Source organism: Mycobacterium sp. GA-1199, assembly GCF_001500045.1.
Classification (GTDB): domain Bacteria; phylum Actinomycetota; class Actinomycetes; order Mycobacteriales; family Mycobacteriaceae; genus Mycobacterium.
Map to the genome: position 1 here is coordinate 88551 of NZ_LQIX01000011.1, position 25954 is coordinate 114504.

At 64.7% G+C, this 25954-nt stretch carries 17 protein-coding genes and 1 tRNA gene; 13 read left to right on the forward strand and 5 right to left on the reverse strand.

Going from position 1 to position 25954, the window contains the following annotated elements:
• The first annotated feature begins 14 nt into the window (after positions 1-14).
• From AU198_RS08890 to AU198_RS08900, 3 genes are read left to right on the forward strand one after another with little or no spacing between them, the layout of a single operon-like run.
• Positions 15-869 carry a mycofactocin-coupled SDR family oxidoreductase gene (locus AU198_RS08890; RefSeq protein ID WP_064347679.1) on the forward strand — a complete coding sequence of 285 codons (855 nt, stop codon included), beginning with the start codon at positions 15-17 and terminating at the stop codon, positions 867-869.
• 20 nt (positions 870-889) lie between these two features.
• Positions 890-1894, forward strand: coding sequence for an LLM class flavin-dependent oxidoreductase (locus AU198_RS08895; RefSeq protein ID WP_064347732.1), 1005 nt, complete (start codon positions 890-892; stop codon positions 1892-1894).
• On the forward strand, positions 1891-2916 hold the full coding sequence (locus AU198_RS08900) for a spirocyclase AveC family protein (protein WP_156431532.1): 1026 nt from the start codon (positions 1891-1893) through the stop codon (positions 2914-2916). Before AU198_RS08895 ends, AU198_RS08900 begins: the two co-directional genes overlap by 4 nt.
• A 31-nt stretch (positions 2917-2947) precedes the next feature.
• On the opposite strand, the gene AU198_RS08905 is transcribed toward AU198_RS08900, so the two are convergent.
• Positions 2948-3250 carry a hypothetical protein gene (locus AU198_RS08905; protein WP_064347681.1) on the reverse strand — a complete coding sequence of 101 codons (303 nt, stop codon included), beginning with the start codon at positions 3248-3250 and terminating at the stop codon, positions 2948-2950.
• Between the two features lie 35 nt (positions 3251-3285).
• Between AU198_RS08905 and AU198_RS08910 the strand changes: the two genes are divergently transcribed.
• Positions 3286-4479, forward strand: a complete 1194-nt coding sequence (locus AU198_RS08910) for an amidohydrolase family protein (RefSeq protein ID WP_064347683.1) — start codon at positions 3286-3288, stop codon at positions 4477-4479.
• Here the strand turns inward: AU198_RS08910 and AU198_RS08915 are convergent.
• Positions 4472-4909, reverse strand: coding sequence for a MarR family winged helix-turn-helix transcriptional regulator (locus AU198_RS08915; RefSeq protein WP_064347685.1), 438 nt, complete (start codon positions 4907-4909; stop codon positions 4472-4474). The two genes, AU198_RS08910 and AU198_RS08915, sit on opposite strands and share 8 nt — an antisense overlap.
• A 92-nt stretch (positions 4910-5001) precedes the next feature.
• Here AU198_RS08915 and AU198_RS08920 point away from each other — a divergent pair, with 92 nt between their 5' ends.
• From AU198_RS08920 to AU198_RS08955, 8 genes are all read left to right on the forward strand, one after another.
• Entirely contained in the window at positions 5002-7041 is a 2040-nt protein-coding gene (locus AU198_RS08920; RefSeq protein ID WP_064347735.1) for an ABC transporter ATP-binding protein, read from the forward strand.
• On the forward strand, positions 7038-7883 hold the full coding sequence (locus tag AU198_RS08925; protein WP_064347686.1) for a CbiQ family ECF transporter T component: 846 nt from the start codon (positions 7038-7040) through the stop codon (positions 7881-7883). Before AU198_RS08920 ends, AU198_RS08925 begins: the two co-directional genes overlap by 4 nt.
• A gap of 34 nt (positions 7884-7917) precedes the next feature.
• A complete protein-coding gene (locus AU198_RS08930) occupies positions 7918-9438 on the forward strand; it encodes a TldD/PmbA family protein (protein WP_064347688.1) in 1521 nt (506 codons plus the stop codon).
• Positions 9435-10808, forward strand: coding sequence for a metallopeptidase TldD-related protein (locus tag AU198_RS08935; protein WP_064347690.1), 1374 nt, complete (start codon positions 9435-9437; stop codon positions 10806-10808). Before AU198_RS08930 ends, AU198_RS08935 begins: the two co-directional genes overlap by 4 nt.
• A 7-nt stretch (positions 10809-10815) precedes the next feature.
• Positions 10816-11667: a carboxymuconolactone decarboxylase family protein gene (locus AU198_RS08940; protein WP_064347692.1), complete on the forward strand. Its 852-nt coding sequence runs from the start codon at positions 10816-10818 to the stop codon at positions 11665-11667.
• Between the two features lie 121 nt (positions 11668-11788).
• Positions 11789-11862, forward strand: a tRNA-Ile gene (locus tag AU198_RS08945).
• A 922-nt stretch (positions 11863-12784) separates the two neighbouring features.
• Entirely contained in the window at positions 12785-13456 is a 672-nt protein-coding gene (locus AU198_RS08950; protein ID WP_064347693.1) for a glycine-rich domain-containing protein, read from the forward strand.
• Between the two features lie 389 nt (positions 13457-13845).
• The gene (locus AU198_RS08955; RefSeq protein ID WP_156431533.1) at positions 13846-15054 is read left to right on the forward strand and encodes a M48 family metalloprotease; all 1209 of its coding nucleotides are present in this window, start codon (positions 13846-13848) and stop codon (positions 15052-15054) included.
• A 56-nt stretch (positions 15055-15110) separates the two neighbouring features.
• Here AU198_RS08955 and AU198_RS08960 read toward each other — a convergent pair whose 3' ends face one another.
• The 3 genes from AU198_RS08960 to AU198_RS08975 all read right to left on the reverse strand — a co-directional run bounded on the left by AU198_RS08960 (position 15111) and on the right by AU198_RS08975 (position 19479).
• Entirely contained in the window at positions 15111-16358 is a 1248-nt protein-coding gene (locus AU198_RS08960; protein WP_064347696.1) for a cytochrome P450, read from the reverse strand.
• A 686-nt stretch (positions 16359-17044) separates the two neighbouring features.
• Positions 17045-18610 (reverse strand): efflux permease Rv1217c-related protein, encoded by a 1566-nt coding sequence (locus AU198_RS08970; RefSeq protein WP_197416068.1) that lies wholly within the window; start codon positions 18608-18610, stop codon positions 17045-17047.
• Positions 18611-18666: 56 nt separating this feature from the next.
• Positions 18667-19479, reverse strand: coding sequence for an ABC transporter ATP-binding protein (locus AU198_RS08975; protein WP_231744613.1), 813 nt, complete (start codon positions 19477-19479; stop codon positions 18667-18669).
• A gap of 944 nt (positions 19480-20423) precedes the next feature.
• Here AU198_RS08975 and AU198_RS08985 point away from each other — a divergent pair.
• Positions 20424-25954: non-ribosomal peptide synthetase (locus AU198_RS08985; RefSeq protein WP_064347705.1), on the forward strand; the 5531-nt coding region annotated here is incomplete at its 3' end.

Genomic DNA, 25954 nt, shown 5'->3' on the forward strand with positions numbered 1-25954 from the left:
GGAAGGAAACCAACGTGGGCAGAGTGCAGGACAAGGTCGTCCTCATCACCGGTGGCGCCCGAGGCCAAGGCCGGTCGCATGCCGTGCGACTGGCCGAGGAAGGTGCCGACATCATCCTGTTCGACATCTGCGGCGACGTCGAACACAACGAATACCCGCTGTCCACCGAGCACGACCTCGAAGAGGCGGCCTCAGAGGTCGAGAAGACCGGACGCCGGGCGGTGACGGCCGTCGTCGACGTGCGGGACCGCGCCGCGCTCGCCGATGCGCTGAAGTCCGCGGTGGACGAACTCGGCAAGCTCGACGTGGTGGTCGCCAACGCCGGCATCTGCCCGCTGGGGTCGGACCAGCCCATCGATGCCTTCGCCAACGCGTTCGACGTCGACTTCGTCGGCGTGGTGAACACCGTTCACGTTGCGCTGCCGTATCTTTCGGCCGGAGCCTCGATCATCACCGTGGGATCGGTCGCCGGGCTGCTGGCCGAGAAGGCCGGGCCGGCCGCGAGCATGGGGCCCAACGGCTCCGGCGGAGCGGGTTACAACCTGGCCAAGCAGTTCATCGACAAGTACACGATGGCGCTGGCCAACCAACTGGCGCCGAAGTCGATCCGGGTGAATGTGGTGCACCCGACGAACGTCAACACCCCGATGCTGCACAACGAGTCGATGTACAAGATGTTCCGGCCCGACCTCGAGCATCCGTCCCTCGACGACGCGTTGCTGACCTTCCCGATGATGCAGGGCATGCCGATCCCCTACGTGGAACCCGAGGACATCTCACACGGGATCTGCTACCTGGCCTCTGACGAGTCCCGATACGTGACGGGGTTGCAGCTCAAGGTCGACGCCGGCGCCACCGTGAAGTTCTGATCGGACGGACATCCATGGCGATGCAGTGGGCGATGCCGTGGCCGGGCGGCGATCTCGCCAGACAGGCCGAATCCGCTGGAGCAGCGGCGTTCTGCGCGGGCGAATTCGCCGACACCGGCGCCTACGTCACGGCCTCGGAGATGGCACACCAGACCAGCACGGCGCGCATCGGGCCGGGGATCGCGTACGCGTTCGCACGGTCGCCGTTCGTCCACGCCGCGGCCGCCAGGCATCTGAACAAGATCGCACCCGGCCGGGTGTTCCTCGGGCTGGGCGCGGGAACGGGAAGGATGAACCGCGACTGGTTCGGGGTGGACTCCTCGCATCCGGCGCCGCGGATGGCGGAGCTGGTGCGCTGCATCCGCGCGTTTTTGGAGGCGGAGAACGGTGAGCGGATCGCCTTCGACGGCGACTTCTACCACATCGACGCCCGCATCCAGGCGCCGGTGCTGGGACCCATAGACGTACCGATCCTGCTGGGCGCGTTCAACGTTCACATGCTGCGCGCCGTCGGCGGTGTGGCGGACGGGGTGCTCGGGCACGGACTGTTCACCGACCGCTGGTGGGCCGAGGTGGTCGAGCCGAACCTGGCGCTGGGCGCGCGACGCGCCGGTCGCGATCCGACCGGCCTGTTGCGTTGGGGTTGGGTGATCACCGCCATCGACGACGACGATCCCCAACGCGCGATCGACGACGCCAAGCTGCAAATCGCGTTCTATCTGACCGTCAAGACCTACGACTCGTTGGTCGCGCTGCACGGCTGGCAGGACCAGGTGGCCGCGATCCGGGCGGAATTCGCCGGTAAAGATCCTCGCGCAATCGGCAGGCACGTCACCGACGAGATGCTGTGGGCTATGGCGGCGTGCGGCGGCACGGCGCAGGCGCGGGAGATGCTCGCCGCCCGCAGCGCCCTTCCCGATCTCGGATTCCATTCCCCGCCGGGCTTTCTCGTCAGTCCGCGGCGGCGCAAACAGTACGGCACAAAGGTCGTGGAGGCCTTCACCAGGACAGGAGCAGGCACATGACCGCCCATCAGCACGCCGAAGCCCCCGAGTTCCTCCCAGAGATGCCGAAAACCTACCGGGACTCGCCCCCGATCGTCTGGCTGGCCCGGCTGGGTGCGCTGTTCGTGGTGTTCCAGCTCTACGTCTACGGGCGCTGGATCTTCTCGGACGAGTTCGCACCCGCGCCGACCGGACCTGACCCCATCCCCGCGTCGAGCATCGCCTGGATCCGGTTCTGGGAGATCGGATGCATGATCGGCGGGGTGATCTTCCTGATCTGGATGATCCGGAAGACGCGGCGGGACAAGCAACTTCCGCCGGTCGGCATCTTCGTGGTGGCCTGGCTACTCGCGGCTTGGCAGGACCCGGGTGTGAACGCCGTCAGGCCGGTGTTCGGGTACAACGCGGGCTTCTTCAACATGGGTACCTGGGGTGAGTTCATCCCCGGGTGGGTGCACAAGGGCGCGGAGAACCCGCAGCCCATCATCTACTTCCTCGCCAGCTACATCCTGCTGACACCGCTGGCCATCATGGGCATCGATCAGGTGATCGCCCGTATGCGAAAGGTGTACCCGCGCATCAACACCGCGGGTGTGCTCGCGGCGATGCTGGTGCTGTTCATCGTGCTCGACATCGTGTTGGAACAGTACTTCCACCGCATCGGACTGTGGACATACCTGCGGGTGGACGACACCTGGTCGATCTTCGGTGGCACCATGTACCAGTTCCCGCTGTACGAAGGCATCGTTTTCGGCGGGCTGGTCAGCGTCTCGTCCATCGCCATCTACTGTCTGCGGGACCGCGACGGCCGGATGATCTCCGACATCGGCATCGATCAGCTCAAAAACAGGCGAACCGTCACCGCAGTGCGCATCCTGGCTCTGGCGGCCGTGTTCAACCTGATCATGCTGGTGTTCAATCTGGGCTTCAACCTGGTCAACCAGCACGCCGAGGTGCAACCACCCGCCGCGGAGGTGCCCAGCTACATCCATCACGGAATGTGCGGAGTGGGACCGAATCCGCCCTGCCCGCCGCGGCCATGAGAGCGGCGACGGCAGTGCACGTGACGAACGGCTACCCGGACAGATTGCGTTTCGCGGTGCCCGAGTATCCGAAGAACTTCTCGAAGTTGGCGTCGTTGATGCGTCCCGCGCTGTTGCGCTTGGCGGCCGATTCCAGCGCGGCCAGGCGAGCTCGGGCCTGCTCGAGAGCGGAGGTGTCGCCGCCGGCTTCCGATTTCTCGACAGCCGCTCGGGCGGAGGCGATTTCGATGCGTAGCCGTTCACCGACCTCGCCGAACGTCAGCAGATCGTGGTCGTCCTCGTCGATCCGCCCGCGCGTCGTGTCCGAACTCTCAGACGATTCCGCGTCTTTCATGCAGCCCACGTTACCGACAGCTTAGGAGGCCCACCATGCCATTGCAGGACAACCATCAGATCGTCTCGGTCGACGATCATCTGATCGAACATCCGCGCGTCTGGCAGGACCGGCTGCCGGCGAAATTTCACGAGAACGGCCCGCGCATCGTGGAAATCGAGGGCAGGCACCTGTGGAGTTACGACGGGCAGATCCTGCCGACCATCGGTCTCAATGCAGTAGCGGGCAAGCCGCCCGAGGAGTGGGGGATGGATCCCGTCCGCTACGAGGACATGATCCCGGGGTGCTATGACCCGGTGGCGCGCATCGCCGACATGGACCTCGACGGTGTGCAGGCGGCGCTGTGCTTCCCGTCGTTCCCCGGCTTCGGCGGCAGCACGTTCTTCCGCGGACAGGACAAGGAACTCGCGCTGCTGTGCGTCAAGGCGTGGAATGACTTCTACATCGACGAGTGGTGCGCGACCGCGCCGGAGCGTTACATCCCGCTGGCGATCCTGCCGGTGTGGGATATCGACGAAACCGTCGCCGAGGCTGAACGCGTCGCCACCAAGGGCGCGCGCACCGTGTCGTTCCCCGACAGTCCCGTGCCGATGGGTCTGCCCTCGTTCCACTCCGACCATTGGGACGGGCTGTGGCAGGTCTGCTCCGACGCGAAAATGCCGGTGTCGCTGCACTTCGGCTCCGGCTCGTTCGTCCCGGGCTTCTCCTACTCGGCGCTGGCCAACTCCCCGGCCCCGGCCTTGCCGGACGCTCCGTTCGCGGTGGCGATCACACTGTTCTCGACCAACCTGATGTGGACCACCGTCGACTTGCTGTTCTCCGGCAAGCTGCAGAAGTTCCCGGATCTGCAGTTCTCGTTGTCCGAGGGCGGTATCGGCTGGGTGCCCTACATTCTGGAGCGCGCCGACTATGTGTGGGAGCGGCATCGGTACTACCAGCCGATCGATTTCGACACGCGCCCTTCGGATCTGTTCCGTTCGCACTTCTACGGTTGCTTCATCGACGACGAGCACGGCCTGGAGAACCGGTACACCATCGGCGTGGACCGCATCACGCTGGAAATCGACTTCCCGCATTCGGATTCCAACTGGCCGAACTCGCGCAAACGTGCCGCGGAGGTGTTGGCCGACGTACCCGACGAAGAGTGCGCGCTGATCGTGGAAGACAACGCCCGGCGCATGCTCCGCTTCCCGCGGGTGCAGATAAAGCAACCCGCGACGGTCAGCTGACCGCTTTGGAGGCCGACGCCTCGTCGAGTAGCCGTCGCAACACACGTACCGCTTGGCTGAGCGTCTCCCGGTCGGCGCCGTCGAGCCGTTCCAGGTACGGATCGATCGCCGCGCCGCGGTCCAACCGCACCTGCCGGAGCGTGTCCACTCCCTTGGGCGTGATGCGGATCAGCACCGCCCGTGCGTCCTCGGGGTCGACGGTCCGCGACACCATGCCGGCCTCCTCGAGGCGGCGGACCTGGGTCGTCATCGTCGGCTGTGAGCAGTGGTCGAGCGCGGCCAGATCGGAGATGCGGGCCTCGCCCTGATCCTCGATCGTGGACAGCAGTCGCGCCTGCGCGTAGCCGAGGGGCAGGCGGGCCCGCTGCGTGGCCAGTCGGTTGATCCGGGCGACCACGGACAGCAGATCGGCTCCGAGCGTCTGGGTCATATCGACAACATTATGTGTTCCAAGCGCCGGTTCCGGCCCAACCGATCACAGCGCCGTGTGGCCGCCGCGACCGCGACTGGCAGAATCGTGCAATGACCGCGACCGGGGGCCGAACTCGCCATACCGGTCGTCTGCGTCCCGTCGAACTCGCGCAGGCCTCCGTCATGGCGGCGCTGTGCGCGGCCACCGCGATCATCTCCGTGGTCGTCCCGTTCGCGGCGGGGCTCTCTCTGCTGGGTACGGTGCCGATGGGGCTGCTGGCCTACCGCTACCGGCTCCGTGTGCTGCTCACCGCAACCATCGCCGGCGGCATCATCGCGTTCCTGATCGCGGGCATGGGTGGGTTCATGACCGTCGTCAACTGCGCCTATATCGGCGGGCTGACCGGCATCGTCAAACGCCGCGGACGCGGCACCCCGACCGTGTTGTTCGCCGCGCTGATCGCCGGGGCGGTGTTCGGCACGGCGGTGGTGGTGGCGCTGTCGATCCTGTCGCGGCTTCGTCACCTGATCTTCGAGTCCGTCACCGCCAACATCAACGGCCTGGCCGCGGTGATCGCCCGCTTCCCCGATATGGAAGGTGCGGCCGAGCGACTCAAGCGCGACTTCGCGACGGCGCTCGACTATTGGCCGCTGCTGTTCTTCAGCGCCGGAGTGATGTCGATCACCTTCGTCAGCCTCGTCGGATGGTGGGCCCTGTCAAGGGTGATGGAGCGGCTGGCCGGCATCCCCGATGTCCACAAACTGGAGTCCTCCAAAGACGTCGGCGCGATCGCCCCGGTGCCGGCCCGGTTGCGCGACGTCCGGTTCCGCTATCCGAGCGCCGACCACGACGCGCTGGGCCCGGTGTCGCTGCGCGTGGAGCCGGGTGAGCACCTCGCGGTGACGGGCGCCAACGGCTCGGGCAAGACGACGCTGATGCTGATGCTGGCCGGGCGCGAGCCGACGGCCGGGGTCATCGAACGGCCGGGCGCTGTCGGACTGGGCCGCATCGGCGGCACGGCGGTCGTCATGCAGCACCCGGAGAGTCAGGTGCTCGGCACCCGCGTCGCCGACGACGTCGTCTGGGGGCTGCCACCCGGCAAGGCCACCGACGTCGCGCAGTTGCTCGCCGAAGTGGGCCTCGACGGGCTGGCCGAACGCAACACCGGCGGGCTGTCGGGCGGCGAACTGCAGCGCCTTGCCGTCGCGGCGGCGCTGGCGCGCGAGCCGTCGCTGTTGATCGCCGACGAGGTCACCAGCATGGTCGACCAGCAGGGCCGGGAAGGACTGATGTCGGTGCTGTCCGGGTTGACGCGGCGCCACCAGATGTCGCTCGTGCACATCACCCACTACAACGACGAGGCCGACGCCGCCGACCGCACGGTCGACCTGTCCGGTAACGGCGCCGGCGCCGACAACACCGACATGGTGGAATCGGCCGACGCGCCTGCAGGCAACGTCGCTGCGGGCGCGGGTACCGCTCCCGTGCTCGAACTCGTCGACGTCAGCCACGAATACGGCAGCGGCACACCGTGGGCCGCGACGGCACTGCGCGACATCACCTTCACGGTTCACGAGGGTGACGGCCTGTTGATCCACGGCCTCAACGGGTCGGGCAAGTCGACGCTGGCCTGGATCATGGCGGGTCTCACGGAACCGACCGCAGGCCAATGCCTGCTCGACGGGAAACCGGCGTCGGATCAGGTTGGCGCCGCAGCTATTTCGTTCCAGGCGGCGCGGCTGCAGCTGATGCGCAGCCGGGTCGATCTCGAGATCGCGTCCGCGGCCGGGTTCTCTCCGCGTGATCGCGCCCGGGTCAACCAGGCGCTCTCGACCGTCGGCCTGGATTCCACGCTGGCGCAGCGGCGCATCGACCAGCTCAGCGGGGGACAGATGCGACGCGTCGTCCTCGCCGGACTGCTCGCCCGCTCGCCGCGAGCCCTCATCCTCGACGAGCCGCTGGCCGGCCTGGACGCCGCGAGTCAGCGGGGCCTGCTGCGGCTGCTGGTCGACCTTCGCCGCCGCGCCGGTCTGACCGTCGTCGTGATCTCGCACGACTTCGCCGGGCTGGAGGAATTGTGCCCGCGCACTTTGCATCTGGAAGGTGGCGTGCTGGTGCCCGCACCGACGACGGCGGGGGGACTGTCATGACGGCGCCGACGAGGCGTCGGCAACGCAGGGGTGTCGTGCTGCTGCGGCCCGTGCCCGGCGACAGCGTGGTGCACCAACTGTGGGCGGGTACGAAGCTTCTGTTGGTCGCGGCCATCGGCGTTTTGATGACGTTCTACCCGGGCTGGGTGCCGATTGGCGCCGTCGCGCTTCTGGTGCTCATCTCGGCTCGGCTGGCCAACATCTCGCGCGGCGTGCTCCCGTCGATACCCGGCTGGCTGTGGTTCCTGCTCTTTCTCGGCGGCTTGACGGCCACCTTCGCCGGGGGCAGCCCGATCATCTCGATGGGTTCGGTCGACGTCGGGCTTGGCGGCCTGCTGAATTTCCTGCGCATCACCGCGCTGTCGATCGTGCTGCTCGGTCTCGGGGCGATGGTCTCCTGGACGACGAACGTCGCCGAAATCGCACCTGCCGTCGCGAAACTGGGCAGGCCGCTTCGGGTGTTCCGGATACCGGTCGACGAATGGGCGGTCGCACTGGCGTTGGCGCTGCGCGCGTTCCCGATGCTGATCGACGAGTTTCGCGTGCTCTACGCCGCACGCAATCTGCGCCCGAAGCAGGTGCACACTCGCCGCCGCGGACGGTGGCGTCGCTGGTGGCTCGAAGCGATCGATCTGTTGGCCGCGGCCATCACCGTCGCGCTGCGTCGCGCCGACGAGATGGGCGATGCGATCACCGCACGCGGCGGTGCCGGGCAGATCTCAGCCGCACCGTCGGGACCCAAAGCCATTGACTGGTGGGCGTTCCTCATCGTCGCCGCGGTGTGCGGGACGGCGTTGGCGCTGGAGTTGACGGTGGCGGGAACCAGCGCCGTCACGCGCTGATCACCGCTCACGGTGCCACCACTACGGTGGTGGCGTGAGGGCTACCCGACGAGTCGACGCTGACTTCCTCGACCTGCCGCGGTATGCGCTGGCCGACGCGGCGACGTCGGCGGCGGTGGCCGCCGGCGCCAGCTACGCCGACCTTCGCATCCACGCGATCACCTCCGAGTACGTGCAGTTGCGCGACGGCGAACTGCAGACCGCGGTCGTCGACCGGGAGATCGGCCTGGCGGTGCGCGTGATCGTCGACGGGACGTGGGGCTTCGCGTCTCACGCCGAGCTCAGCGCGGACGTCGCGGCCGAGACCGCGCGCCGCGCCGTGGGGGTGGCACGAACCCTGGCGGCCCTGAACGCCGAGCGCATCGAGCTGGCCCCCGAACCCGTGTATTCGGACGCCACTTGGGTTTCGGATTATCGGATCGACCCGTTCACCGTCGGCACGCCCGACAAGCTGGCGGTGCTCGGTGAATACTCCGGACGGCTGTTGGCGGCTGACGGAGTCGACCATGTCTCGGCCGGTTTGCACACCGCCAAGGAGCAGACGTTCTACGCCGATACGTTCGGCTCGACGATCACTCAGCAGCGGGTGCGGGTGCAGCCGTCGCTGGAGGCGGTCGCCGTCGATGCCGCGGCCGGGACGTTCGAGACGATGCGCACGCTGGCCCCGCCGACGGCGCAGGGATGGGAGTACGTCGCCGGCGACGACGTGTGGAACTGGACCGAGGAACTGGCCATGCTGCCGGCGTGGCTGGCCGAGAAGGTCAAGGCGCCCAGCGTCACGGCCGGGCCGACCGATCTGGTCATCGATCCGTCGAATCTGTGGCTCACGATCCACGAATCGGTCGGCCACGCCACCGAATACGACCGGGCGATCGGATACGAGGCCGCCTACGCGGGGACGTCCTTCGCCACGCCCGACAAGCTGGGCACCATGCGCTACGGCTCACCGGTCATGAACGTGACCGCCGACCGGACCGTTGAATACGGTTTGGCGACAGTGGGGTTCGACGACGAGGGGGTGCAGGCGCAGAAGTGGGACCTCGTGCGCGACGGCATCTTCGTCGGCTACCAGTTGGACCGGGTCTTCGCGCCGCGACTCGGGGTAAAGCGCTCCAACGGGTGCGCCTACGCCGACTCGCCGCACCACGTGCCGATTCAGCGGATGGCCAACGTGTCGCTGGAGCCCAGCGCCGACGAGGTAAGCACCGAGGACCTGATCGCCCGCGTCGACGACGGCATCTACATCGTCGGAGATAAAAGCTGGTCGATCGACATGCAGCGCTACAACTTCCAGTTCACCGGGCAGCGGTTCTTCCGCATCCGCGACGGCCGGCTCGACGGCCAACTTCGCGACGTCGCGTACCAGGCGACGACGACGGACTTCTGGGGCTCGCTGGAAGCCGTCGGTGGACCGTCGACGTGGCGGCTCGGCGGGGCGTTCAACTGTGGCAAGGCGCAGCCCGGGCAGGTCGCCGCGGTGAGCCACGGATGCCCGTCGGCGTTGTTCCGCGGGGTGAACGTGCTCAACACCCGGGACGAGGCGGGGCGGTCATGATCGGCGCACAGCAGGTGGTGGAGATCGCGCTGGCCGAAGCGGCCCGGTTGGGTGCGGCCGACGACACGGTCGTGGTGGTGACCGATCGGGCCGACGCGTCGTTGCGGTGGGCGGGCAACTCGATGACCACCAACGGCGAGTCGACCACGCGCTACACGACAGTGATCTCGGTGGTGCGCAAAGGCAGTGCATCGCATGTCGGCTCGGTGCGGTCCAGCGAGGTCGACCCGTCGACGATCGCCGGTCTGGTGGCGGCGTCGCAGGAGGCGGCGCGCTCTGCGCCGGAGGCCCGCGACAGCGCGCCGTTACTGGCCGGGGGCGACGCACCACCGGATTGGGATGCGCCGGTGCCGAGCACCGGAGCGGAGGTGTTCCTGCCGGTGGCCGACGGCCTCGCCCGTGGGTTCCGCGGCAGCGACCGGCTGTACGGGTATGCGCGGCACATCCTGGAGACGACGTTCCTGGCGACTTCGGGCGGGCTGCGGCGGCGCTACACGCAGCCGACGGGCTCGGTGGAGATCAACGGCAAACGTGACGGCGCCAGCGCGTGGGTGGGTGTCAGCACTGCCGACTTCGATGGTGTGCCAATCGATTCCATGCTCGACGAGTTGTCGATGCGCCTGGGGTGGTCCGCGCGCACCGTGGAGTTGCCCGCCGGCCGCTACGAGACCATCTTGCCGCCGTCCGCGGTGGCCGACCTGATGATCTTTTTGACCTGGGCGATGGACGGGCGCGGCGCGCAGGAGGGCCGCACGGCGTTCTCGGCGCCGGGCGGTGGCACGCGGGTGGGGGAGCGGCTCACCGACCTGCCGTTGACGCTGTACTCCGATCCGTTCGCATCGGGACTGGCGTGCACGCCGTTCGTCGCGACGTCGACGTCGTCGGAACGGATTTCGGTGTTCGACAACGGGATGGACATCGATCGGGTGGACTGGATCCGGGACGGCGGGATCAACTCATTGGCCTATTCTCGGGCTGCTGCCGCGGAATTCGACGCGGCCCCGGCGGTGCCGGCGGACAACCTGCTGATGACCGGTGGGGAGTCGGAACTGGCGGACATGATCGCCGGGACCGAGCGCGGTCTGCTGCTGAGCACGCTGTGGTACCTGCGGGCGGTCGACCCGGCGGTGCTGCTGTTGACGGGACTGACCCGGGACGGCGTGTATCTGATCGAGGACGGCGAGGTGACAGCGGGGGTCAACAACTTCCGGTTCAACGAAAGCCCGTTGGACCTGCTGCGCCGTGCGACGGAGGCGGGCGCCGGCGAGGTCACGTTGCCGCGCGAGTGGGGTGATTGGGCGACGCGGGCGTCGATGCCGTCGTTGCGGATTCCCGACTTTCACATGTCTTCGGTCAGCCAGGCGCAATAATCCTCTCATGGTCGAAGAAGAACTGGCCGCCAGGCTCAACGGGTTGGTGCCGCTGTCGTCGGGAAACACTCGACTTGACACGCTGATCCGGTTGACCTGTGGCAGGGCACGGTCGCTGCCGCCGCTGCCTGTGGAGGCCGACCTCTTCGACGAGCATTCCGACGCGGACCGCATCGTCACCGCCTTTGCCGAGCAGTTTGCGGTGGACGTGACCGGAATTGGCGACAACCAACGGGTCCGGTTCATGGATGCCTTGGGTGACAACGCGTTCCGAACCGCGACGATGATCTTCATTGCCGACTTCGTGCCGCGGGTCTGGTGCGGTTTTGAGGCCCTGGGCCTCGGTAGGCCACGACTTGGCGAAGTCACCGCGTGGGATCACGAGACCGATCCGACTGACGCGTTGCTCAACGGGTTCGCGCCCGCCGTGGCGCGGCTACACGAACTCGATCCCGTGACGACGGAGATCGTTCGGTTGCGTGGCGCGGCACAGCACAACTGCAGGCTCTGCAAATCGTTGCGCGACGGCGACGCGTTGGATTCGGGCGGCTCGGAGGAGATGTACGGGCAGATCGAGGACTATGAATCCGCCGAGAGCCTGACGGAGGCGCACAAGGCGGCGCTGCGATATGTCGATGCGCTGATCTGGTCGCCGGCGAACATCGACGCGGAGGTGGCGGCGGTAGTGCGGCGGAATTTCTCGGAGAAGCAGGCGTTCGAGCTGACGCTGGATGTCATGCGTAATGCGTGCAACAAGATCGCGGTGTCGCTGGGCGCCGATGCGCCGCGGGTGGCTTCGGGCACCGAGCGGTACTCGATCGGCGACGACGGGCAGCCGGTGTACGCCGATATCGCATGACGGCTCCCGGGGAGGTAGTGCTGTGGTGCCCACCTTGCAGCGAATAAATCGCTGGGAGCGAATCAGTCGCTGCGAGGTGGGCACATCGCGATATGGGACGATGGTGCCGCGCAACGCGCCGGGGGCGGTAGCTCAGTCGGTTAGAGCCGCGGACTCATAATCCGTTGGTCGCGGGTTCGAGCCCCGCCCGCCCCACAGCATCGTTGTATTACTGCGGTTGATGCCTGACATTTGGTCTTCGGGTGATGCCTGACAGTATTTCGGCTGATGGTTGACAGTTACTTCGGCTGATCCTTGACACTCCCTAAATGAGGGAGATGAGCGTGGCAGCCGGCCCTCCGCTCAGGCCGCTTCGACTTCCGCCCGCGACCGCCAGTCACTTTTCGCACGCAACTCCGTTGCCGTCGCGATCAAGCCCGTAAACATCACTTTTGCCAGGCACAAGATACACAGGACCGTCGACATACCCAGGGCCGTTCCCGCTACCGCCGGCACAGTCGACGTCGCTGTAGCCGGTCGGCACGCAGGCACCGGAGTAGTTCGGATGGCAATCGCTCTGGGCCAGCGGTAACGGCTCGGCGCCCGTGAGGGGAGCCAGAGCAACTCCGATCGCCAGGCTATTTATTGGGAGCGTCAATTTCTCCATTCGGTAAATTTATCCCAACCTGTATCGCTTCGGGATCTCTTCAGCGGCGACCATCGACAGAAGTCAGCGGATAGAAACCAACTACCCGGCTGCTGTCGATGCATTATCGGCGTACACAGGAGTCGTTGAAGGCCACGGCTTTTCGTTTCTCAGCTGACTCTTGCAAGCTCATCGCAAACTGACCTCACGCCTGGGGTCCCCCGATCGGTGGACGGCGGTTCCCCCTTCGAATCCTCCGGTCTGCGGACTGTTCGAGCTGTCGCCGCGGGCGATAGTTGGTTCACCGAACGGGCCTCGACCAGCGGGCCTGGCAACAGAAAGGTAGCTAACATGAGCAAGACGAGGAACACCGTGGAGAAGGTCACCGTCGGCAGGCTCACCATCACCAGCCCCGCAGGACGATCCGCTCCTGCCAATTGCGGGTGCATTCAACCCCGCGCCGGTGTTTCGTCCGGGAGACGGTGATCTGCCGTGGCGCTTGAAGGTCGACTTGAAGCGGCGTTGGCGTTCGAAGCGCCCTATGTGATCGATCGACTCGTCAGGGACCGGGTCGTCGCGACCCAGGAGTTTGCCGAACAACTCTTCACCGAGGCGAAGAAATACCTCGTGCTGTGCGCGGCAACCCCTGACAAGTCGTTCGACATGTGTTCGGCGATGGTGGACGAAGCCTGGCACGCCTTCGTGCTGTTCACCACCGAGTACACCGACTACGGTCAGCGGTACTTCGGGAGCTACGTCCACCACGCGCCCGCCGGTGAGCGCGGCGGGCCCGAAACGACGCTACTGGACGGTCCCCAAGAGACCGCTTCCTTCGACGACTTCTGCCGGCGATACGAGGAGTTGTTCGGCCACCCGCTCCCAGCAATCTGGTACGACAGCGACAACGTCGCTCCGTGCACCCGGGTCATCAACGATATGGCAGAGACTTTGACGGTCGCCGCCGAGAACCACACCATCCACATAATGAATAGCACGGGCGACACGATGCTCTCGGTCGATGAAATGGCAAGCGAAGCAGTGGACTTCATCGTCAACACGCACTCGTTCTATGTCCGCGAGCTCCCGGGCGGCCTCACCGCGGCCGAGAAAGTCGGCGTGATCCAGCCGCTCGTCCGCTTGGGCGTGCTACGTCTGGCGCCCTAGCTGTAGCGTCCGGACACGTTATTCCGCGCCGATGCTCCTGCGAACCTGGTCGATTACACGATCGAAGGCAGACTCGCCGAGCCGGCCCGCAGACCGCGCCGGACATAGGGGAGATCCGCTGGTGCAGTGGCTGGGCGGTGCCACAAGTTCGCGAATGATGCCCCCACCCGCGTCAGAGTGCGTATTACTTCATTGAGTGGGTGTCATTCGGACTCCGGCGATGCTTGACAGTGTTCGGCTGATGGTTCGACGTTAGGCTGACGTCCATCGCCGACAACCTTGGAAAGACACCAGACCGCTCCAGGCCCACGCCTGCCGATCGTGTCAAGCAACGCCCCCGAGTAGTGCGGGCCAAGGCATCTTCCGCCCTCGCTCGCAAGCGGACGCGGATGCTGATTGGGATGATGCTCAGCGCTGGCTTCTGGGGGGCATCCGCCCTTTTGCTCCTCCGCACGGAGGTTCCGGCGCTCGACCTGCGAAAGCCGAGCCCATCGAGCTACTTCTCTGCGTCGGAACTCGATCAAATACAGGAGTTCGGTTCTGTCGCCCGCTGGTTCTGGATTGCGTCCACGCTTGCCGGGCTGGGCGTACTCGCACTGCTCACATGGCGACGCCACCTTCTTGCGTCGAAAGTCAGCCGCATGCTCCGGCTAGCGCCGAATGCGGTGATTCGTCGCGGTGCCGCAGTGGCCGCATGCTGCTCGCTCGCCGTGTGGCTCGCGATCCTGCCGATCGGGGTGGCCGAGCATTGGTGGTCTCGTCGCTTCGGCCTCAGGGCCCAAGATTACGGAGCGTGGCTGGTGGACCGAACGCTCGCCGGCCTTTTGATGACAGCGGTCGTGTCGCTGGCAGTCACCGGGGCGGTCTACCTGGCCATCCGGTTCGGGCGGCATTGGTGGATGGCCGGGACGCCCGTCATCGCTCTCATCGGCGTCTTAGTAGTTATCGCACAGCCACTTCTCATTGACCCGCTGTTCAATCGCTATTCCTCGGTCGGCGACCGCAATCTGTCTGCTCAGATCGAGACACTCGCCGATCGTCTCGGCGTCAGCATCACATCCGTCGACGTCTCCGATGCAAGTCGCCGCTCTACGACTGCCAATGCGAAGGTGACGGGGATCGGTCCGACGAGGCATGTCGTTCTCTACGACACCCTTCTCGACGGGCGCTTCACACACAGCGAAATCGTGTGGGTATCCGCGCACGAATTGGCCCACGCTGCGCGCGGACACGTTTGGAAGCGCGGTGCTTGGTTTGCACTATTCGCGATTCCGGCCTTGTCGGCGATCGCCTGGGTCACCGAGCGTCGCGGAGGCCTCCGCGATCCCGCAGTCGTTCCCCTGGCCGTATTGTGCGCGTCCGCGCTTCTCATCTTGCTGCAACCGGCGCAAAACGCTATTTCGCGCCACTACGAGGCAGAAGCCGATTGGCTCGCGCTGCGCACGACGGGCGATGTGGCGAGTGCCATCGGAACACAACGAGGTTTCGCACTCTCGGGACTCATCGATCCCGACCCGCCGACATGGGCCTTGATAATCCGCGGCACGCATCCCACTGCGATGCAGCGGATTGCAATGGCGGAGGCTCAGCGTCCATAGCGCTCCGCGCCCCGGCACGCGCCGCAGGAATCATCCGCAATTGCCGACCTACCGGCTCAGACCGGCGTGAACTCGAGGTGCAGCTCTTTGAGGCGTCTGAACAAAAAAGTGCGGTCCCATTTGAGCCGACGATCGCCGGCCGGACCGTGCTCGCGCTCTGCGAGCCGAATCTCGGCCATCCGATCGAGGACTCGCTCCAAGGTCAACCGTGCCTCCGTACGTGCGATCGGGGCACCCGGGCAGGTGTGGATACCCCGACCGAACGCGATGTGCTGCAGCATATTCGGACGATCGAGTCGGAACTCATCGGGCTTATCGAACCGTCGCGGATCGCGATTCGCAGCACCATTCATCACGAGTACGCTCGTACCAGCTCGCACATCGACGTCTCCGATCCTGGTGGTGCGCCGCGCCATACGAAAGTTCGATTTGATCGGACTTTCGAAGCGAAGCAATTCTTCGATGAATGCGGGGATCTTTGAACGGTCCGCACGCAGGTGCTCTTGCAGGTCCGGGCGCTCCGCCAGCATCAGCATCGCGTTGCTCATGAAGTCGACCGACGTGCCATGGCCCGCGGCGAACATGAATGTTGCGACGCGGGCAACATCCATCGCGCTTGGTGTTGTGCCGTCTGGGAATTTCGCCAACGCAAGCTCGGTGAGGACATCGTGACGCGGTTCGCGACGCCGATCCTCAATGTAGTCGACAAACCATTCCTCTCTCGCGCCAACGAAGTCGCGGCGTTCACCTCGCAGTCTGCTGGCTGCGGCAGCGCTTCGAAACCGCTCGAGATCGTTCTGGGGTACGCCGAGCAAGTGGGCGATCGCCACCACTGTGAAAGGAAAGCTGTAGTCGAGGACGAACTCGCACCTGCCGTTTCCAATGAAGCAGTCGAGTTGCTCGTCGGCAAGTCGCCATAGGAAGTCGGCGTTGTGCTTCAGCTGCTTGGGGGTGAACAACTTGCTCAACAACGAGCGGTGCGCGGTGTGCTTCGGCGGGTCGAACGTAATGAAGTAGTCGCCGAACGTCACCTTGTGGCGGTGCCGTTCGATCACCTCCGAAATGTCATCGATGTCGGTGTTGACCGGGATTCCCGACCATGGACCGCTCACTATGTTGCATACCGACAGGTTCTGGTCGGGGTCGCGTTGCACGGCGACCGCCTCGTCGTATCCAGAGACCAGCACCACGCCGTGCGTCGGCTCGCGCTGTACCGGACAACGACGCAGCGCGTCGTAGTAGGCATAGGGATCATCTACGAGCGAGTTGTCAATGAAAAAGTCGAGGTTCTCGAGATCGTTCACGCCACCCCCTCAACGGATACAACGATGTTAAGTGCCTGGTAAACGAACGCAATGGTGGTGTGGGACGGGTGGTCATAAACCCTTGTTTCTGCGAAGCACCGAATACCGCGGCTCGATGCGACCCCGACGGCGCGGGCCGCGCATAGGCTCCGGTGGCTAGCCATCGAAGTCCATTCCACAGAGGCACCCGTCTGCTGACGGCTGGCCCGGGACAAGTCGGGCGGTCCTTTGGTGCTTGCCGGCGGCTATTGCACCTTGCGGGCGATTCGGGCGCGGGACGGCGCGCCCTGATTCACTTCGACGTATAGGTCATTAGCCCGCTTCTGTTCTGCTGCAAGCAGTTCCAGGGCGGTAACCGCCCGCTTGAGAAGTTCGAAGGCGTCCTCGACTGTCTCCTTCATTTCTCCGAAGACCGGTATAAACCCCATGTGGATTCCTCCTGGCGCGAGCCGCAACTTCGGGCACCTTCTGAAGGCGTTTTCTGCTCCGACCATGATAAGCCGGTCTGGATCGCCTCGTCGCCGGATCGCGACCCGTGGTCGGCGGCGCGGGGGCGAGGGCGCCCGTCGAGTGGGGGCCGACGCTGACGACGTTGCCCGGTCGCGGTCGACACGCAGAACTCGCAGCATCGCTAGCCAGAGCGTCAGCCCTTCGCATGTTGTGAGGTGGCGGTGGAATTCGTCATCTCAATTGGCTGTGTCGCGCCCGACAAACCCATACGCGCCGAGCGCGGTCAAGCAGACGCCGATCAGCAGCAAGATCCCGGTGGCAAGCCCATCAACCGGCTTATCTGGGCTTGCGGTGAGGTGCGTCCAGGGCGACAGATCGGCGACCCAGCCGGGCGGATTCGTAGTCTGCACTGCCACATTCATCAGGTATCCAATAACGAGGGGAAGTGCACCGAGAGTGCCGACCGCGGATGGAAACCACCCGACGCCTACAGCAGCGGCACCGACAGCGAGCAGCGCCACGGGAACGAAGGTCGTCGACCCGGCGAGTGCGTGGGCCAACTGCACCGGAGCGCCGGTCATCATGGCGCCGCACCACAGGGCGACTGCCGCCGAGCAATGCAGGGCGGCGACCCCGGCAGTTATCACCGCGGTCTCGGCAGAGAACAGACGTATACGCGCAATGGGCTGGGCGAGCACCAAGGCCCATCGACCGGCCTTCTCGTCGCCGACCATCGTGGCGAAGCGCATTGTGGCGTAGAGTCCCGTCGCGATCGCGAGCACTCCGAACAGGGCGGCCGCGAACGCGTTCGCAAGGTTGTCCCCGCCGGTTCCAGTCGCCGCAGCGAGCTCCTTGAACCGGGGTTGAGTCTCGACCAGGTCCAGTATCGAGGCGAGGAGCGCTCCCGCCACGAAGAAGTACGCCGCGATGCCTGTCGTCCACCAGAGCATGCTCCGCGCTGTTCGCTGAAGTGCGAACCCCTCGACCGACCCGAACAACCGGGTTCGCGGTGGACGGCTCACCGGCGCCGCGACAATGCCGCCCCCCAGATCGCGGCGGTGTGCTGCGACGACGGCCGCTCCGCCGAGCGCCAAAGGGAATGCGATCAGCACAAAAAGGGGCAGGATGCGATTCTCGGCGTACGGCGCCGCGCGGGTGGTCAGCCCGAATGGCGTCGCCCATGCGAACCAGGCGAACCGATGCGACCCGTCGGCGATCATGCGCAGGGCAAGTGCCAAGCCCAGAACCGCGGTGGTAAGCCCTATGGCACCAGATCGCCAAGGCACCGTCTGTGCTGCAAGCACGGCTGCCGCCGCGAAGGTCAAAGTTGTGCAGGTTATCCCACCCGCATAGATAAGAGTGCCAGTCACCTCGGCACGTGCTGCCAAGAGGCCCATTGCGACAGCCATACCGATCAAGGCCGCGGATGCAGCGAGGGCAGCTAGACAGCGGACGACGATATCGGCCATCCGCAGTCGCCCCGCGAGAAGCAGTTCCCATCGTCCTTCGTCTTCTTCACCTCGAGTGAGATGTGTGGCGGCGAAGATGATCCATACGCTCGCGAGCAGCGCCACTGGTGTCCCGGTGCGCCATACGGTGAAACCACCGGGATCGTCGAGCGCGACCGGTGGTCCGGACAAGACTCTGACAGCAGAGTTCTCAGCAAGGGCTTGCAGTCCAGATTCATCGAGCATATTTCCGATCGGTCGATATTGGCTGGCAACCCACGTCGACATCGCCGCACAGGCGGCGGCAACTATCAATGCGCCGCGGCGAACCTGCCGGACGGCGAGACGAGTCATCGCCCGCCTTCGTTCCGGTTGCAGCTTGTCAGTCACCGAACGGGGTGGGCCGGTTGTCATCGCACCTGTCCGTAGTATGCGAGGAAGATCTCTTCGAGCGTTGGTTCCCGCATCGCGAGTGCAGTCACATCGGCGTCCACAAGCGCTCGAAGCGCGCCCACCGGTGATCCGGTCAAGTCGAACCGCAGTCTCCCTCGGTTCAGATGCTCGACATTGGATACTCCGGCGACACCCACGAAAGAGGGTTGGATGCCGCGATATGACACTTCGACGACGGTCCGGCGTAGCTGCCGCAGATCGGCGATTGTGTCGACTTCGACGAGGCGTCCCGCACGGAGAATCCCCACTCGATCACAAACGGCATCTACCTCGGCCAGCTGATGAGAGCTGAGAAACACGGTTTGCCCCCGCTCGCGTGCTTCTGCGACACAGCCACGAAACGCCCTCTCCATCAACGGATCCAGGCCACTCGCTGGCTCGTCCAACACCAGAAGCGGAGCTCTTGTCGCAAATGCCGCCACAAGGGCTACCTTCTGCCGGTTACCGGTCGAGTACGTCTTGGCCTGCTTGTGGAGGTCCAGGTCGAAGCGCTCGACCAACTGCTTCCGATAAACGACGTCGACGCCGGGGCCCAGGCATCCCAGCAGTTCCAGGATCTCGGCGCCCGTCAATCTCGGCCATAGAGCGACATCAGCGGGGACATACGCCATGCGGCCATGTGATCGACGGACATCCGTTGCGGCACAACCGAATATCTCTGCACTGCCAGAAGTCGGCCGGATCAGCCCGAGCAGCAGGCGGATCGTCGTCGATTTTCCGGCCCCGTTGGGGCCCAGGAAACCGAACACCTCGCCGGGCGGGACGGTCATCTCGAGGTCTTCGACGGCCACTATACGTCCGAACCGTTTGGTCAGGCCGTGGACATTAATAGCAGGGTGGTGACCGGAGACCACACCCAAAAGGGTAGGCCAGCCGTGGACGGATCCACCGGTATTTTGTTGTCGCGATATGTCGCGTCCCAGTGCGGGAAACCGACCGGTTCTGCGGGTATGGCTCATGTTCTCCACTTCCTGCCAACCATTTCCGGTGCGTGCATAAGCCCCCGCCATTCTCGGAACGCCGCCGAGTTATCAACCCCGCCCGCCCCCGAATACGAATGGACGTTTGCCCGTGAATGTCGCGTGCGTGAGGCTATTCCGCTCTCGTACCGGTACGTGTGGGCATCACCGGACCTCGCAACACGCTTAGGTGCTTTTGGCATCGTGGCACTTTGCTGATTCTGCAGTGCACGGGGTACGGCTATTCGCTGTAGCGATTTTAATTGCGATGGTGTCAATTGCCGGAAACTACGCGATGACGGGGCGTATCCGATGCTAGTCGCGCTAAGTAGGACCGTTGTCAAGTAATCGCAACCCGGGAGGTGGACCGGTAACGAGTTTTATACGGGGTTACTGTCGCCGTCCTGGGACTCAGGTGAGAACTTTGCCTAAACGGAGGACCGACCTCCGGAGGAACAGTAGGGTCTGTATCGACTGGTACAAGTCATGTTTGCGATGGTCTGGAGCATCGATGAGCATTGACCGACTCGACGATGGCGGCGGAAACGCTGCCGTCCTGGCGATGAACCAGGGCCAGAGGTGCGGTCGGCCGTCGATGCTCGTGGACGCGTGGCGGTTCATTCACGGCGATGCCGAGCGCATGCCGTTTCCGCGTCACTCAATCAAGAAGAGGCTGACTTCAGCCACGACGCCGGCACGAAACGAAGCATTCGGCTGAGCTTCTGATCAGTCGACCCTCTCGGGCGGGGAGTGGGATGAAAGTCGAAAATCGGGCCTATCCGCTAACGCGGGGACAGTTGGACATCTGGCTCGCTCAGGAATCAGGCTCTTTCGGGGCTAAGTGGCAGTTGGGCGAGCTCGTCCGCATCGAGGGGGAGATTGATCCCGATCTGCTCGAGCGGGCCATCGTTCAAGTGGTGCAGGAGGCCGAACCACTTCGAGCCAGCCTCTTCAAGGTGGGTGACCACGTTTTCCAGGAGCTGGTTGACTACCCCGACGTACCGCTCGCCCGCTACAACCTCTTGAGCTCGCAGGATCCTGCCCAAGACGCCCTTCGCCTGGCTTCGTCGATCCAACAGACGTTGATGCCCCTCAGCGGACCATTATTCAAGTTCGCGTTGCTGCGCACACGGGTAGACGAATTCTATCTGTTTGCGTGCTGCCACCACATCGTGGTCGATGGGATCGGGCTGACACTGATATGTCACCGAATCGCGGACATATATTCGGCGATGGCCTGGGAGGAGCCTATTTCACCGGCCTTCTTTGGGTCGTTGAGCGATCTGATTGATTGCGAGACAAATTACGAAGCCTCTGCCGAATACCTCGATGATTACGCCTACTGGATGAGAAATCTTCCCAAGGATGACGGGCCGCGTCATCGGCTGCACGCCGAAGCAGGGCGTAGCGATGAGCCTTCCGCCCCCGTTCGCCTGGACCCTTCGGTGGTCGCCGGTATTCAAGCGTTGTCAGAGGCCCTGGGTGTGCGGCGCGTCTCGGTGATCACTGCGGCCTGCGCGCTTTTGGTGCGCGCGTTCGAGACCGAGAGCGCGGAGGTGGTGCTGGACTTTCCGGTCAGTAGGCGTGTGCGCCCTGAAGTGCAGATGGTGGCCGGGATGGTTTCCGGATCGGTGCCGCTGGTGTTGAAGGTTCCGCCCGACTTGTCATTTGCCGACTTCTGCGTTGGAGTACACACGAGAATAGAAGAAGCACTGGAGCATCAGCGATTCCCAGTGCACTCCATCGATTACCGGGCGAGTCTCCGCGGCTCGGGCCAGGCCTCGAATCGTGTGGTCATCAATTACATTCCCGCCAAACACACGGGGCATCTTGCGGGCGTTGCCGCGACGGGAACATTGACTCACGCCGGCCCGGTCGAGTTCGGGTTGGTCTTCTTCAAAGATGACGATGAGCTTTTCCTCAGCACGGTGGGTGCCGGACAGTTCTTTCCGGATTGCGACGTCCGGGATCTAGTTGAGCGCTTGGAGCGCGTGATGGCGGCGATGGCCGCTGACCCGGAACGACGGTTGTGTTCGGTGAGTGTACTCAACGACCCCGACGAGGCCCGGTTGTTCAAATTCGGTAACCGTGGGGTCTTGGCTCAGCCGGAGACCGCCCCGCTGTCGATCCCCGCGCTGTTCGCCTCGCGGGTGAGGCAAAGCCCGGACGCGGTCGCAATGACTTTCAACACCCGTTCGTGGACCTACCGGCAGCTCGACGAGGCCACGAATCGGTTGGCGAATCTATTGGTCGCTCAGGGCGTTGGCCCGGGTCGGTGCGTAGCGCTGCTCATCCCGCGATCGGCCGAGGCGATCGCGGCGATCATGGGTGTGCTCAAGACGGGAGCGGCGTATCTGCCGATCGATCCCGCATCGCCGGTGGAGCGCATCGACTTCCTGGTGGCCGATGCCGCGCCGATGGTCGCGCTCACCACGGCATCCCTGGCCGACAGACTCGGCGCAAGCGGTCTACGCGTGATCGATCTGGACGTTGCCGATCTGGAGGTCCAGTCCGGCGCTCCGCTGTCGCCGCCAGCTGCTGACGAAATCGCCTACCTCATATACACCTCCGGGACGACCGGTGTGCCCAAAGGGGTTGCCATCACCCACCACAACGTGACCCAGTTGCTCGCTTCCCTGGATGAGGGCCTGCCGGCCCGGGGAGTGTGGGCGCACAGTCACTCGTTGGCGTTCGATGTTTCGGTGTGGGAAATCTTCGGTGCGCTGCTCGGCGGTGGGCGTTTGTTGGTGGTGCCCGATGCGGTGGTGCGCTCACCCGAAGATTTCCGACACGTGTTGGTCACCGAACGGGCCAGCGTGCTGACCCAGACCCCATCAGCGGTGGCGAACTTGTCGACCGAGGGGTTGGAGTCGGCGGCTTTGGTGACGGTGGGCGAGGCCTGCCCGATCGAGGTGCTGAATAGGTGGGCGTCGAGCCGGGTCATGATCAACGCCTACGGTCCGACCGAGACCACGATGTGTGTCGCTATCAGCGCGCCGCTGAAGGCAGGCTTGACAGCCGTCCCGATCGGCTCCCCCGTTCCGGGTGCGGCGTTGTTTGTTCTCGATGGGTGGTTGCGCCCGGTGCCAACTGGTGTGGTCGGGGAGTTGTATGTGGCCGGCGCTGGGGTGGGGGTCGGCTATCTGGGACGTCCGGGGTTGACCGGTTCGCGGTTTGTGCCGTGCCCGTTTGGCGGTGCTCGGGCGCCTGGCGAAAGGATGTATCGCACAGGGGATTTGGTGCGATGGCGCCCCGATGGGCAGTTGGATTATCTGGGGCGTGCCGATGATCAGGTCAAGATCCGCGGGTATCGCATCGAGCTGGGTGAGGTCCAGGCGGCTCTGGCGGCATTGGATGGGGTCGAGCAGGCGGCGGTGATCGCACGCGAGGATCGCCCCGGCGACAAACGCCTTGTCGGTTACATAACCGGCTCCGCGGACCCGGGTGAGATTCGTACCGCATCGGCTGAGCGGTTGCCGCCCTACATGGTGCCGGCCGCGGTGGTGACGTTGGAAGCCTTGCCGCTGACGGCCAACGGCAAACTTGACTCCCGCGCCTTACCCGCGCCGGAATCTCAGAATGTCGGTCGCTATCGGAGCCCGGCCGATGCGGTCGAGGAGATCCTGGTCGGCATCTTTGCAGACGTGCTGAGCGTAGAGCGGGTCGGCGTCGATGACTCGTTCTTCGATCTGGGCGGGGACTCGTTGCTGGCGATGCGCCTGTCCGCGGCGGTCAACACCGCACTGGATGCCGACGTCTCTGTCCCCATGGTCTTCGACACGCCCACGGTTGCTCAGCTGGCGGGCAGCATCAGCGTGGGATCACGTCGGGTTCAACCCCTGATGCCGATGAAGCGGCCTGCTGTCGTGCCGCTTTCGTATGCCCAGCAACGGTTGTGGTTCATAGACCAGCTGCAGGGACCCTCGCCGATGTACAACATGGGGGCGGCGCTGCGACTACGCGGGCGGCTGAATGCGCGCGCGCTGGGGAAGGCGTTGGCCGATGTGGTAGCGCGACATGAGAGCCTGCGTACCCTGCTTCCGGCGGCAGACGGAATTCCTCGGCAGTTGGTGCTTCCGCCTGAGCGGGCCGACTTCGGATGGGAAGTCGTTGACGCCGGTGATTGGCCGGCACGTCGCATCAGCGAGACCATCGGCGCGACAGTGCGCGAGGGATTTGACCTGAGGTCTGAGATTCCGTTGCGGGCGGTGCTTTTCCGTCTCACGGATGATGACCACGTCCTGGTGACCGTGGTGCACCATATCGCTGCCGACGGATGGTCGATCGTTCCCCTCATCAGGGATCTCGGCATCGCCTATGCCAGCAGGATGGCCGGAGTCGCTCCCGACTGGGAGCCATTACCGGTGCAGTATGTCGATTACACGTTGTGGCAGCGCAGTTTGTTGGGTGATCTCGAAGACGCCGAGAGTCCGATCACCGCGCAGGTGGCCTATTGGGAGGAGGCGCTGGCCGGTTTGCCCGAGCGGTTGCAACTACCAGCCGATCGGCCCTATCCGCCGGTGGCGGATCAGCGCGGCGCGAGCCTGGTGGTGGATTGGCCTGCCGAGTTGCACGAGGAAGTTGCGCGCGCAGCGCGCGAGCACAATGTCACCAACTTCATGATGGTTCAGGCCGCTCTAGCGGTGCTGCTCTCGAAGGTGGGTGCCAATGCCGAGGTCGCCTTCGGGTTTCCGATCGCTGGACGGCGCGATCCCGCACTGGCCGAGCTGGTCGGTTTCTTCGTCAACACCCTGGTGCTGCGCGTCGATCTGACCGGCGATCCCACGGTGGCCGAGTTGTTGGCACAAATCCGTCAGCGCAGCTTGGCGGCCTTTGAGCATCAGGATGTGCCGTTCGAAGTACTCGTAGAACGGCTGAATCCGACTAGGTCGTTGGCGCATCATCCCCTTATTCAAGTGATGGTGGGTTGGCAGTTCGCCGGTAACAGCGACCCCGCCGCGGAGCTGGCGCTGGAGGGCCTGCAGGTCACGTCGATGCCCGTCGAGACACACACTGCTCGAATGGATTTGGCGTTTGCCCTGGGAGAGTCGTTCAGCGCGGACGGTTCGCCGGCGGGCATCGGTGGAACGGTGGAGTTTCGTACGGATGTGTTCGACGCGGCCAGTATCGAGTCGCTGATCGAGCGTTTCCGGCGAGTGTTGACGGCGTTGACCGCTGACCCGACTCGGCGGTTCTCATCGATTGATCTGCTCGACGAAGAGGAGCGCGCCTGGCTCGATGAGATGGGTAATCGTCAAGCATTGAGCAGGTCGACCACCCCCGTTTCGATTCCGGAATCGTTCACCGAGCAGGTGGTCCGCGCGCCCGATGCGATTGCCATCACATTCAAGGACCGATCGATCACCTACCTGGAGTTGGATCAGCGGGCGAACCGCTTGGCGCATCTACTCGCCAACCATGGAGCTGGGCCGGGACAATTTGTGGCGCTGCTGTTTCCGCATTCGGCCGATGCCATTGTGTCGATATTGTCCGTACTCAAAACCGGGGCGGCGTACGTGCCGATCGACCCGACGCTGCCAGCGGCGCGAATTGAGTTCATGATGACTGATGCTGCGCCGATCGCAGCGGTCACGACGCGAGCTCTGCGCGAACGGTTCGACCGATGCCACGTGGTGATCATCGAATTCGACGACCCGCGGATCGACGACCAGCCTGTTGACGCTCTACCAGCTCCAGCGCCAGATGATCTGGCGCACATCATCTACACCTCGGGTACCACGGGCGCTCCCAAAGGCGTGACGGTCACCCACCAAAACGTCTTGCAGCTGTTCGACTCTCTGGATATTGGTGTGGAATTGGCGCCCGATCAGGTGTGGACGCAATTCCACTCCTATTCCTTTGATTTCTCGGTGTGGGAGATCTGGGCCGCGCTGTTGTTCGGTGGTCGGCTCGTGGTGGTGCCCGACTCGGTGGCCCGTTCACCCGAGGACTTTCACACATTGTTGGTGACTGAGCACGTCAGTGTGCTGGCCCAGACACCCTCTGCGGTGGGGATGCTTTCGCCTGAGGGTTTGGGCTCGGCAACGTTGTTGATCGGGGCTGAGCCTTGTCCGCCGGATGTGGTTGATCGGTGGGCGCCGGGCCGGGTGATGCTCAATGTTTATGGCCCGACGGAGACGACGATGTGGGCGGCCAAAAGTGCGCCGTTGCGGGCTGGTTCGGGGGTGCCGCCGATTGGTGGGCCGGTGGTGGGGGCGGCGTTTTTTGTTCTTGATGGGTGGTTGGGTTTGGTGCCGGTGGGTGTGGTGGGTGAGTTGTATGTGCC